The following is a 12,375-nucleotide window of genomic DNA, read 5'->3' on the forward strand; positions in this document are numbered from 1 at the left end:
TCCTATTGAGAGGTCTTGTCGCGCTGGATGGCAATCGATAGCAGCGCAAGCAGTCCGGACCCGACCATGAGCACGAAGGAGACGGCATTGAGGACCGGCGTCGAGCCGACCTTTGCCATCCGATCATACATGGTGATCGTCAGTGGTGCTTCCGAGCCGACAAGAAATAGCGTGGTGTTGAAGTTCTCGAACGAGACCAGAAAGGCAACGATGCCGGCCGCGATCATCGCCGGTCGCAGGAAGGGCAGTGTGACGGTGCGCAACACGCGGATCCGGCTTGCCCCCAGGTTGAAGGCGGCTTCTTCCATCGTGGCGTCGAATTTCTTCAACCGGGCCGTGATCACCAGCGAGGTGATGGTGGTGATGAAGGAAAACTGCCCGAACACGACAAGCAGAAGACCTGGCCTCAGGAACTCAAGCTCCAGATCGAACCTGTTTTCCATGTAGTTCGCGGTGTCGCTGGCCAGGACCAGGATGGAGATGCCGAGGATGACACCCGGGATCACCAGCGGCACCACCATCAGAATGTAGAAGAAGTTCTTGCCTGGAAACTCGCCGCGCACGAACAGAAACGCATTGGTCGTGCCGACGAAGACGGAGAGTGCCGCCACGAAGATTGCGATGACGAAGGAATAATAAAGCCCCTGCAGCAAACGCCGGTCATGGAACATGCCGAGTTTTGGTTCGGTGTCGCTGAAGAACCAGTCCAGCGTGAAACCTTGCCAGGGCAGTGCCGGGAACAGGCTGTCGTTGAAGGCGAAGGCTCCGGCTGAAATCAGCGGCGCTGCCAGGAAGATGAAGAAGGCAACGACATAGAGCCGGTAGCCCACCAGGAACGGAGAGGAGTTCTTTTGCGCAAGCATCGTCTGTCCTCCTCAGCTCTTGGCCACGGTGTTGGCGAGGGTCTGACCGGAGAGTTTCAGGCCGAGCCAGATCACGACGGAGGTAAAAATCAGGAGCAGCATGCCGAAGGCCGCGCCTCCCTCCCAGTTGAAGCGGGTGATGAACTGATTGTAGATCTGTTCGGTAAACCAGCTCGAATTCTTGCCGCCGAGCAGGATCGGCGTCAGGTAGGAACCTGCCGTCAGCATGAAGGTGACGATACAGCCGGCCACGATGCCCGGCATCGCGTAGGGAATGATGATCCGGCGCAGCACGGTGAAGCCGCTGCCGCCCAGATTGTACCCGGCCTCGATCATTGAATTGTCCATGCCGTCCAGCGTCGAAACCAGTGGCACGATCATGAACAGGATCACGGTGTAGACGAGGCCGATGATGACCGCGATGTCGTTGTAGAGAAACTCGACAGGCTGGCCGACCAGTCCGGTCCAGAGCAGGAAATTCGAAATCACACCGGTTTCGCGCAACAGCAGGATCCAGCCGAAGGAACGGATCAGGTCGCTGACCCAGAGCGGGATCAGGCAGAGCAGGAACAGACCACCGCGCGCCCTGGGGCCGGCGATCTTGGCGATGTAGTAGGCAATGGGAAAGCCGATCAGCAGCGCCAGGGCAGTGACCAGCAGGGACATGGATCCGGTTCGAAGAAGCGTGTTCCAGTAGATCGGTTCGTTTATGAAATCCAGATAGTTGGCGAAGCTGTACTCATAGACGCGCGGTGCCACTTTCTCGCGGAAGGAGAGGAGCACCATGCCGATGTGCGGCAAAATGATCAGAAGCAGGATCCAGAGCGCGAAAGGCGAAAACAGCAGGATCAGCGACAGCCGTTTGATATCCTTGTTCTGCATCATGTGCTCTCCGCGCGGGCAAAACACATGGCCTGACGAGACGACCAGATCAGGCGCACGTCTTCTCCGGGTTTCAGGTCGTTGTTGCCGGTTACCGTCACATCGGACTCGATAAGCTCTCCACTGCCGGTTCGTACGAGAACACGGCTGTTGGCGCCGTTGAAGAGCAGGCTGTCGATGACACCGCTCATCTGGTTGTCGCCTTCTGTCACGGCCTGGTCCGCTTCGGATGCGCGCACCGTGCGGATGAATTCCGGCCGCACGAAAATCTCCACCTTGTCGCCATCACGAATGGTCTGATCCGCGCCGGCACTGAAACTCATCGAAAGGCCCTGGTCCGTTTCCACCTTGCCACCCGTACCATCTGCGGATTTCACCGTGCCGGACCAGCGGTTGCTGTCGCCGACAAAGCCGGCGACGAAGGCGGTCTTGGGATGATGATAGAGATCCTGCGGCGTGCCGATCTGTTCGAAAATGCCCTGGTTCATGATGGCGACGTTATCGGACATCACCAGTGCTTCCGACTGATCGTGGGTGATGTAGATAAAGGTCGTGTTGAACTGGTGCTGCAAAAGTTTCAACTCGATCTTCATCGCTTCGCGCAGCTTCAGATCGAGCGCGCCGAGCGGTTCATCGAGCAAGAGTACATCCGGATCGAGCACCATGCAGCGAGCAATGGCGATGCGCTGTTTCTGGCCGCCGGACAACTGGTGGATTTCCCGCTCGCCAACGTCGGGCAGGGCAATCCGCTCCAGCACGTCCCGAACCTTGCGTTTTATTTCCGCATTGCCCACGCCTGCGCACCTGAGGCCATAGGCAATGTTCTCGTAGACGTTCATCATCGGGAACAGCGCCAGATGCTGGAACACCATCTTGACGTTGCGCCGGTTGGGCGGCACGCCGAGTACCGACTTGCCCTTGATCTTGATGTCGCCGGAGGTCGGGTCCTCGAAACCCGCGATCATGCGCATCAGGGTTGTCTTGCCACAGCCCGACGGACCGAGAATGGAGAAGAACGAACCGCTCGGGATCTCGAAGGAGACGCCTTTGACGGCGCGAAATCCTCCAAAACTCTTGGCAAGGTCGAGGCATTCAAGATCGTAGGCGGGTGAGGTGTGTTTCATCAATGCGGGCCAACTGGAAGGGATCGGGGTTTGGAGCGCCGGGTGTTCCCGGTTGCTTCTCTCCGGTGTTTTGATTTTTTCAAAAAAGGAAAGGGCTGCCGGAATGGTTCCGGCAGCCCTGAACCTGATCAGCCGCCTGTGGCTGCCTTGATCTTCTCGAGGGTCTTGCCTTCCATGTCTTCCACGCCGGGAGGAATGTTGGCAAAGAACTTGAGATTGTCGATGTCGGCTGCGGTGAAGGCCGCATTGACGGCTGCCTTCTTGTCTTCCGGCAGCAGGTCGGTACCACCCTTGACCGCGGCAATCGCGCCGGTGCTGCCGGACATGATGGTCACGTTTTCCGGCCGCAGCACGAAGTTGATCCACTTGTAGGCGGCATCATCCGCCTTGCCCTTGCGCGGCAGGGCAAAGGTGTCGATCCAGGCTAGCGCGCCTTCCTTCGGCGGAACGAAGACGATGTTCTGGTTCTGGTCGTAGAGCTTGTAGGCGGTGGAATCCCAGGTTTCGGATGCCACGATTTCGCCTGACAGCATCATGGCGGACAGGTCGTCGCCGCCTTTCCAGTAGGCCTTGATGTTGTCCTTGCACTCGATCAGCTTGTCGGCGACCTTGTCCAGGATGCCCTGGTATTTCTCAAGGTCCGCGTAGGCCGCGAACGGGTCTTCGCCCATCGAGAAGGCCGTGCCGAGCAGGATCGTGCGCTTCAGGCGCATCGAGGTCTTGCCCTTGTAGGCCGGGTCGCACAGGTCGGCCCAGCTCGAAAGGTCCGGAGCCTTTGTCTTGTCGGCCATCAGGCCGGATGTGCCCCACTGGTGGGGAACCGCGTAGACTTCACCCTCGATCGTCGTGTTTGCCTTCACGCCGTCAAGCAGCTTGGCTTCCATCGCACCGGTGTCGATCTTTGAAAGATCCAGCGGCTTGTAGATGTCATATTCCAGCTGGGCCGCGTAGATGCGGTCGTGGCTTGGCTGGGCAAGGTCGAAGCCGGCACCACCGGTGGCGCGCAGCTTGGCAATCATTTCCTCGTTGTTGGAGAAGGTGACTTCAACATCAATGTCCGGATATTCTTCTTCAAATTTTTGGACCAGTTCGTCGGGAGCGTAAGACCCCCAGGTCAACAGGCGCAGGGTCTCTGCCTGGGCAGAGCCGGCACCGGCAAGCATGGTTGCGGCCAACAGGCCGGTTAGTGTTGTTTTCAAATGCATGACGTCCTCCTGAATGCACTCAGCGTACTAACCGGAAAAAAGCCTAGGTTGGAATTGGCCTGCCAAATATATCCATTGCAGATAATTTAGCAGTCCAATTGACCGAGGGTGCACCTTAGCTGGTGCAGCAAACAGGCAGGATTTTCTTGAGAACCTTCATGCCTTTGCGGATGTCATCCTGCGCAGAGCTGCCGAAGCCGAGGACAATGCCGCGCTGCGGTATCCGGCCAAGAGCGTAACGAGACAGGGGGGCGGTGGTGATGCCGTGTTTGGCCGCTTCAGCGACGATCCTGTCTTCGTCGTATCGGTTCGACAAAAGGCCGACAGCGTGAAAGCCGCTGCTGGTCGGCTGCAGGTCGATGTCTCCTGCAAGACTGGCGCTTTCTGCCATCAAGGTATCGTGACGGTGCTTGTAGAGTTGGCGCATGGTGCGGATGTGCGTTGCGAACATGCCTTCATCCATGAATTCGGCAACGATCGCCTGGGTGACGGTCGGAACACCGGCAAGCCAGGTCAGGCAGACCCGCTCGAAGCTTTCCACCAGGCCTTCCGGCACCAGAACGAAGCCGAGCCTGAGGGCTGGAAACAGGGACTTGGAGAAGGTGCCGACATAGATTACCCGGCCGTGGGTATCGATGCTCTTGAGTGTTGGTGGTGGCTGGTCGCCGAAATAGAATTCGCCGTCGTAGTCGTCCTCCACGATCATGGCGTCGGCTTCATTGGCGGCTTTCAGAAGCGCCAGACGGCGGGAAAGGCTCATGACGTGGCCAAGCGGCTGCTGGTGGGATGGCGTTACGAAGGCGAGCCGAAAGTAGGGCGCCTTGGCAAGGCCGTCCTCGATGCAAAGACCTTCCTCGTCAACGGCGACAGGAATTGGCCTTGCGCCAATGGCAACAAAAGCGTTGCGCGCACCAATTGCGCCAGGATTTTCAAACCAGATCGGCTCGCCTGGATTGACCAGCATGCCGCCAACCAGCGAAAACGCGCGCTGGGCACCGTTGGTGATGAATATCTGTTCGGGGTCGCACTTGATTCCGCGGGAGGCATTGAGCTGACGGGCAATCGCCCGGCGCAGCGGCATGTAGCCGAAGGGTTCGCCATAGCCGGCAATGTGGTCGCGGTCCTTGCGCCAGTGCCGTGCGGAGAGTTTTGCCCATTGCGCCATCGGAAAGGCGTCGAGCGCCGGCAGGGCTGTGACAAAGGCCTGCGATTTGTGCGGCAGGCGCGAGCGCAAGGTGAAGTCCGGGATGGCATGCCGGGTCGCGTGGGAAAGGCGCGGCACGACAGGGGTGATGTCGCTGGCCTCCTGTGACGGCTTCGGTGCAAGGCGGGCGTTCAGCGCTTCACTGACGAAAGTTCCGGCCCCTACCCTTGCCTCCAGAAGACCTTCGGAAATCAGGCGGTCGGTCGCATCGATTACCGTCGTGCGGGAGACGCCGATCTCCTGCGCCAGGGTACGTGTAGCCGGCATCCGGTCACCCGGGGTCAATGCCCCCGTCAGCAGCAGGTCGCGCAGGGCCATGTAGAGCTGGATCGAAATTTTCTTTTCGGCCGTCTTGTCGATCTTGATCGACGAGAGCACAGCGCCGGCATGCCGTTTCATCGCATTCTCCCAAATTGGTATGAGAGTTTGCGCAAAACGGACCTTCTATCAAGTCCAATTCTGGATAAGGGTCGGTTCACGAGCCAACCCCTATCCATCGGGACCGTCCGTCCGAGGACCGGATAAGACAATGAAAATACAATCAATAGAAACATTTACCAATGAGTTTGTCTGCTTCGTTCGTGCAACCGCCGAAAACGGTGCGACCGGATGGGGGCAGGTAGCGCCTTACTACGCGGATATCACCGCGGAGGTCGTCCACCGTCAGGTTGCACCTTATGCGCTGGGCGAAGACGCTTTCGACATTGAACACCTGATGGAGATCATCCCGGAACGGGAGCACAAGTTTCCCGGATCTTATCTGCGCCGGGCGATGGGGGGACTGGACACTGCCCTGTTCGACCTTCGCGGCAAGCTGGAAGGCAAGCCGGTGTGCGAACTGCTCGGCGGAACGCCGGGCAAGGTGCGGGCCTACGGGTCGTCGATGAAGCGTGACATCACGGCGAAAGACGAAGCGGATCGCCTCAAGAAGCAGCAGGACCTTTACGGCTTCGACGCCTTCAAGTTCCGGATCGGTGCCGAATGCGGCCGCGACCAGGACGAATGGCCGGGCAGGACGGAAGAAATCGTGCCGACCATGCGCAAGGCCTTTGGTGACGACACCGCACTGCTGGTCGATGCCAACTCCTGCTATTCGCCAGCCAAGGCTATCGAGATCGGCCGATTCCTGGAAGCCAACGGCATTTCCCATTACGAGGAGCCTTGCCCCTACTGGCACTATGACCAGACCAGGCAAGTGACAGATGCTCTCGACATCGATGTGACAGGGGGGGAGCAGGATTGCTCTCTGGTGGACTGGCAGCGGATGATCGATGAACGGGTTGTCGATATCATTCAGCCGGACGTCTGTTATCTCGGTGGTATGGTCCGCACCATGAAGGTGGCACAAATGGCGCATGAGGCAGGCATTCCCTGCACACCGCATGCGGCCAACCTGTCGCTGGTGACGCTGTTCACCATGCATCTGCTGCGGGCGATCCCGAATGCGGGCAAATATCTCGAATTCTCCATCGAGGAAGCCGACTATTATCCCTGGCAATACGGCCTCTTCACCGCGTCGCCATACGAGATTGTCGACGGGCATGCCACGGTGACCGATGCGCCGGGGTGGGGTGTCGAGATCAGTCCGGAGTGGCTGGCGAAATCCACATACAAGATCAGTTCCCTGGAAGGCTAACGATGTCCGGAGCAAGCGAACTCATCGCGGAATATCAGGCTACAGGCACGCTGAAGGCGTTGCCCCTCGGCCATTTCATCGACGGCAGCTTCACGCAGCCGTCCCATAACCGCACCATGGAAAGTTTCGATCCGGGCCGGGGGGAAGCCTTCGCCCGCTTCACGGCGGGCACCGCCGAGGATGTCGATCAGGCGGTAAAGTCGTCAAAGGTTGCTTTTGAGACGGTCTGGCGAGACATGGTGCCGGTGGAGCGGTCCCGGATCCTTCTGCAAGCGTCCCGGCTTATCCTGGAAAATATCGATCTTCTGGCCGTTGCCGAAACGCTGGACAGCGGCAAGGCACTGCAGGAAGCTCAAGGCGATGTGCGCGGTGCGGCTCGTACGTTCGAGTATTACGCGGGCGCTTGCGACAAGCTGCAGGGAGACAGCTTTCCCCTTGGGCCGAATTATGTCGGTTACGCCATTCACGAGCCGGTCGGGGTCACGGCCCACATCATTCCGTGGAACTTTCCGATCTCCACCGCTGCGCGCGGATTCGCGCCGGCGCTTGCAGCCGGCTGCACGGTTGTGGCCAAGCCTGCCGAACAGACGCCGTTCACAGCACTGCTGCTCGCGAAGATCCTGCATGATGCCGGATTGCCGGCAGGCGTGTGCAATGTCGTGACCGGAACCGGCGCCGAAACCGGGGCTCCACTGACATCCCATCCGGATGTCGACCACATCACGTTCACCGGTTCGGTCCAGACGGGCAAGGCGGTGATGAAGGCGGCAGCCGACGAGATCACCCGCGTGGTGCTGGAGCTTGGTGGCAAATCGCCCGTGGTGGTGCTTGGCGATTGTGACCGGGAACAGGCGCTATCCGGTGTTCTCGGTGCGATCTACGAGAATGCCGGCCAGATCTGTTCCGCCGGATCTCGTCTCGTGATCGAGAAGAACATTCACGCGGACTTCATTGCGGAACTGGTGAAACGCACAAAATCGCTGACACTCGGGCACGGTCTTGGCAACCCGGATGTCGGGCCGGTCAATTCTGCGGGACATCTTGCGAAGGTTGCTGGTTTTGTCGACCGCGCAAGGTCGCGGGGAGCTGATATCGTGACGGGTGGCGCCATAGCCGCTGACCCGAAAACCGGCAAGGGCTGGTTCTATGAGCCGACAATCGTCGACAGCGTTTCTGCGAGTGACGAGTTGGCGCAGGAGGAAATCTTCGGGCCGGTGCTGACGGTGCAGGTGGCTGATGATGCCGATCATGCCCTGGCACTTGCCAACGATTGCCAGTACGGCCTGGTCGCAGGCGTCTACACGTCGAATTTCGCAAAAGCCCATCAGCTCGCGCGCAAGATCGATGCCGGCCAGATCTACATCAACGAGTATTTCGCCGGCGGGATCGAGGTGCCGTTCGGTGGCAACAAGAAATCCGGTTTCGGCCGCGAAAAAGGTCTCGAAGGTCTCAAGAGCTACTGCAAGACCAAAAGCATTGCCGCCAGGATCGGCTAGAACTTGTCGCGTTATGTCGGAAACGCTTTTCACCGCCTGAAATCGAGGATTTCGGCGCAAAAAGCGATGCAAGATCTTTCCAGTTAGACGCGGCACGCTCCAGGGCAGAGTTCAGTCAGCCGGACCAGAGCGATCCGAACCTGCTCAAACATCCTGTTACCTCCCCTGAAAGGCCGGTTCGGTTTACCGATCCGGCCTCTTTTTTGTCGAGGCTGCGTGCAGCGCAGGAGGATCTCACACCGGAAACCTGCGCTGCTTGAAGAACTCCCAGAGCGACTTGTTCAGCGTCTGTGTCTTCTGGATCGTTTCCCTGACGAGCGTGATTTCCCGGGCATTGATCGGGCTGGACTTGCCGTATTCGATCTTGTGTTTCTGGTCGCTGATGCGCATCAGGATGGTTGAGGCATTGCGCCCTTCGTTGTCGAACGAATAGATGCAGTGATTATATTTGTTTTTCAATTTCAATGTCTTGTGCATGTCCCGAGTTAGGCTCAGCACCTCTTCCCTCAAGTCCGGTTTTTGCGCGTCGAGCTTGGCCAGCCGTTCGACCAGATCAATTCGGGCACGCGATGTGTTGAGGGTCAGGAAGATCACCGTCGCGACTTCCTTGGTGACGCCGGCGAGGCCCGCGATCATGTGGATCAGCAGGCTCTCCGTGTTGGTCCACGTATAATTCAGCCGGCCCATGAGGGCGAGAAACGTCTGGAATTCGTCCGCCATTGTGGGCGCATCTGCCGCGCTCATCTTCAGGCCTCTAGGTTGGGTGGTCGTTGTTCCGTCTGAATGTAGATCGCGGCTGCTTCCGTTCTGTTTGAAACGCCGAGCTTTGAAATGATGTGATGGATATGGAGCTTGATGGTGTGCTCCGACAGGGACAATTTTTCGGCGATGTTCTTGTTCTGATATCCCTCTGAGATGAGGCATAGAACTTCGGTTTCCCGTTTCGTCAGCTTGCCGAAGCGGTTCCTGGTACGGCTGCGGTGCCTGCGCTGATGCATGGCCGGGGCTGCGCCGTAAGGCCTTTCCATTCCCATGTACTTGATGGCATCAGCCGGCAGATAATGGCCGCCGTTGAGCATGAGACGGATAGCGCCTAGCCAGAGATCGATCCGAAGGTTCATCGGCAGCACGCTCTTGATCAGGCCTTCCTGGAAATAATCGCTGATGATCGAGGGGAACGACAGATCGTCATTGATCAGCATGCAGAGGTTTGCTTCGGGGAAGTTTTTCCGCAGGCAGGCAATAGCTTCCTTGCGCTCCGCGCTGAAGCCTTCGTCAATCAGGAAAAGGCGTTTTGAAAATTCCCCACGGCGCTCCGAGCGATAAAGATCGATTTTCTGAGTGATACGGATAAAACGTCCATCTTCTATTTCCCGGTCGATTACTCCTTCCAGTTCCTTCGGAAACTTTTCGGACGCTCCAATATAATAGATTGACCCTTTATTCTCATAATTTACGCTAGTCATTACTGTCACCCCTACAAACTAAGATAAAATTTAATTTGGACTCTCTTTCACTTGCAATTGCCAGAAACAGGGCCTGGGAGAAGCGTTTTTGTAAATATTCATCCGGCTTATTCTGCCGTCGGCATTAGCCATGCGGTTTTTAAAATAATAAAATTTCTTATCTTGTTTGTTCAGACCAAGGATAGGTGCGGGAAATGGGTGGCTGTCGGAAAATGAACATGCCGTCCAAATCGCAGTATTAACAGGGATTTGTGCAGTGACCCCCTAGTCTGAATTTCTCCTCACCCATAACTTGTATATAACAAACTTACCTTAGGTTATATTAATAATTCGATTTAGTCGCGGATCAGATTTTGCTTCAAGATATTGCAATTAAATACTTTTTTTGACCTCGCGTGATTTACCTATGTCGCTAGATATTCGCGAAACTTGAATGGTAAATGTTTAGTTAAGATTTCCAGCTTATTGAAATCTCCCTGTTCTGTCATTGTTTTCATCGGCTGGGAGATTCTCGTATTTGTGTAAATCCTCGGTTTGTGGATCCCAATCCTCAAATTTGACTTCCAGCCGAAGAGTAAATGGAGCAGCTAAATCTATTTTGATTAGCTGAGGTGGTTGTTTTTGCCATTTTCCATTTGATCTGGGGCGGTAACGCTCCTCTTAACCACGACAGCCCTATGCAAATCGATAGAAGACGATCTGCCGAGCTGTCCGATCTGAGGACAGAACCATGAGCGAATACGTTTGGCATAAAAACGAGCTGAACATCGATAAGTCGTTCAATCCGACTTATTCTAGCGAGTACAACACCAACTATAATCACGAAATAAACATCGACAATTCGAAGAGCTACGAGTGGGAATACTCGGACGACGACAACACCCAGGATGTGAACAACCAGGTGTTCAAGTATGTCGACAGTGATTTCGATCCTGTCATCAATGTGGATTTCGAGAACGGTCCTTCGGACGTCGACAACATTGACCTGGACATCGGCGACCATGCGAGTGTCGAGGACATTCTGATTGCGAAAGGCAATATCGACTTCGACCCGGGCGACGATATCAAGGTCGAAGACGTCCTCAATGATGCGCTGAACGGCCTTGGGAACGATACCGGCATTGCAATCAACAACAGCAACCAGCTGGAAGACAATGACTGGGCAAAAGACACCTTTGTCGCCAATGAAGGGTCCTTCACGCAGAAGCTGACTGCCAACGGCGGTTCGGCGGAAGCTGATGACGGTCTGGCTTTCGGTGGGTCGTCCATGACCGTGGATGCCCTTGATGATGCGACGGTGATTGGTGAAGTGATGGCTGCTGCCAATGCCGCCAACGCAACCGAAGCGTTCGTCAACGAGCTGGTGCAGGGTGCGAACATTCTCAACAACTCGGTCGACACGACGATTGTCGGCGGTGATCTCTACACCGACAGCGTTGGTGAGGACGAGCTCTAAGATGTTCGATCGGCGCCGCGGTTTTCTGTTTCGAACCTGTTTCCGAAACGCCAGCTGCGCCCGTTTCCAAGTCAGAATGCGGTGTGAACGCCGGTCTTGCGAGACCTGGCTCGCCGCGATGAACAAGGACTATTATCATGTCTGGTAAGCGTGGAACTCAATTCAATTACTCTGATTTCGATGCAGTCGATGACTCGAAGATCATCAACAAGGCCGAAGTCGTGATGAACTTCGAAGAAGGTTTTGTTTATGACGACGACGATGTCGTGGACATCGACCTGGAAGAATGCGCTGAAGTCGACGAGATGCTCGTGAGCGTCAACGGCGGCATCGACTACAGCCCGGGCGACGACATCACCGTTGAAGACATTTTGAACGAAGCCCTCAATGGTGGCGGCAATGATGCCGGTGTCGTGCTCAACAACAGCAACCAGCTGGAAGACAACGACTGGGCCAACGGTACGACGGCAACCAACAACGCCGGCTTCAACCAGACCCTGAGTGCCAAGGGTGGCGATGCCGAAACCGATGACGGTATTTCGGCAGGCGGCTCCAGCGGGTCGGCATATGTCGATGCTGACATGCAGGCATTCGGTGGCCATGTCGGCACCTGGTTCGGTCATGCCGGTTTCCATGGCATGTCGGTCGACCTGGAAGGCAATCTGGAAATCGATGACCTCGGTTCCGGCAGCGTCAGCGTCATCGCTGATGACGATGCGCTCGTCCAGGGCATGAATGCGGCTGAAGCATCCGCTTCCAACGATGCATCGGCATTCACCAACACGCTTGTGCAGGGCGAAAACATCCTGAACAACTCTGTCGACATGACCATTGTCGGCGGCAACATGGACAGCCTGATGACCGGTGAAGATCTCGGCTCCCTGAGCTGATCCGGTTTGTTCCTGAATTGATTTTCAATTCCGGAAAACAGCAGCAGGCGCGGAGCTCACTCGCTCCGCGCCTGCTGAACGCGGCCTCTCGTTATTAGATTCGCGCGAGCTTGACCGCGAAAACGACCCTTCATTCAGATTAGGGGGCTGACA

The 12,375-nt window shown here is 56.7% G+C and carries 11 protein-coding genes; 4 read left to right on the forward strand and 7 right to left on the reverse strand.

Going from position 1 to position 12,375, the window contains the following annotated elements; translation table 11 throughout:
* Positions 1-2: 2 nt before the first annotated feature.
* From HEP89_RS10890 to HEP89_RS10910, 5 genes are all read right to left on the reverse strand, one after another.
* Positions 3-863 (reverse strand): ABC transporter permease, encoded by an 861-nt coding sequence (locus HEP89_RS10890; RefSeq protein WP_168692031.1) that lies wholly within the window; start codon positions 861-863, stop codon positions 3-5.
* Between the two features lie 12 nt (positions 864-875).
* Complete coding sequence (locus HEP89_RS10895) at positions 876-1,748, reverse strand: ABC transporter permease (RefSeq protein WP_023000093.1); 873 nt, start codon at positions 1,746-1,748, stop codon at positions 876-878.
* Positions 1,745-2,869 (reverse strand): ABC transporter ATP-binding protein, encoded by a 1,125-nt coding sequence (locus tag HEP89_RS10900; protein ID WP_168692032.1) that lies wholly within the window; start codon positions 2,867-2,869, stop codon positions 1,745-1,747. Before HEP89_RS10900 ends, HEP89_RS10895 begins: the two co-directional genes overlap by 4 nt.
* A gap of 128 nt (positions 2,870-2,997) precedes the next feature.
* Positions 2,998-4,074: an extracellular solute-binding protein gene (locus HEP89_RS10905; RefSeq protein WP_023000096.1), complete on the reverse strand. Its 1,077-nt coding sequence runs from the start codon at positions 4,072-4,074 to the stop codon at positions 2,998-3,000.
* Positions 4,075-4,189: 115 nt separating this feature from the next.
* A complete protein-coding gene (locus tag HEP89_RS10910; protein ID WP_077291651.1) occupies positions 4,190-5,677 on the reverse strand; it encodes a PLP-dependent aminotransferase family protein in 1,488 nt (495 codons plus the stop codon).
* Positions 5,678-5,807: 130 nt separating this feature from the next.
* On the opposite strand from HEP89_RS10910, the gene HEP89_RS10915 reads away from it, so the two are divergent.
* Positions 5,808-6,914, forward strand: a complete 1,107-nt coding sequence (locus HEP89_RS10915; RefSeq protein WP_152505418.1) for a mandelate racemase/muconate lactonizing enzyme family protein — start codon at positions 5,808-5,810, stop codon at positions 6,912-6,914.
* A gap of 2 nt (positions 6,915-6,916) precedes the next feature.
* Positions 6,917-8,410 carry an aldehyde dehydrogenase family protein gene (locus HEP89_RS10920; RefSeq protein ID WP_168692033.1) on the forward strand — a complete coding sequence of 498 codons (1,494 nt, stop codon included), beginning with the start codon at positions 6,917-6,919 and terminating at the stop codon, positions 8,408-8,410.
* Between the two features lie 234 nt (positions 8,411-8,644).
* Here HEP89_RS10920 and HEP89_RS10925 read toward each other — a convergent pair whose 3' ends face one another.
* Positions 8,645-9,154, reverse strand: a complete 510-nt coding sequence (locus HEP89_RS10925) for a hypothetical protein (RefSeq protein ID WP_286189704.1) — start codon at positions 9,152-9,154, stop codon at positions 8,645-8,647.
* Positions 9,155-9,156: 2 nt separating this feature from the next.
* Positions 9,157-9,876 carry a response regulator transcription factor gene (locus HEP89_RS29730; protein ID WP_023000101.1) on the reverse strand — a complete coding sequence of 240 codons (720 nt, stop codon included), beginning with the start codon at positions 9,874-9,876 and terminating at the stop codon, positions 9,157-9,159.
* Positions 9,877-10,606: 730 nt separating this feature from the next.
* Here HEP89_RS29730 and HEP89_RS10935 point away from each other — a divergent pair.
* Both HEP89_RS10935 and HEP89_RS10940 read left to right on the forward strand, forming a co-directional pair.
* Positions 10,607-11,332, forward strand: coding sequence for a hypothetical protein (locus HEP89_RS10935; RefSeq protein ID WP_023000102.1), 726 nt, complete (start codon positions 10,607-10,609; stop codon positions 11,330-11,332).
* 137 nt (positions 11,333-11,469) lie between these two features.
* Complete coding sequence (locus HEP89_RS10940) at positions 11,470-12,222, forward strand: hypothetical protein (RefSeq protein WP_023000103.1); 753 nt, start codon at positions 11,470-11,472, stop codon at positions 12,220-12,222.
* Positions 12,223-12,375: the final 153 nt, after the last annotated feature.

This window comes from Labrenzia sp. 5N, assembly GCF_012395805.1.
Lineage (GTDB): Bacteria > Pseudomonadota > Alphaproteobacteria > Rhizobiales > Stappiaceae > Roseibium > Roseibium algicola.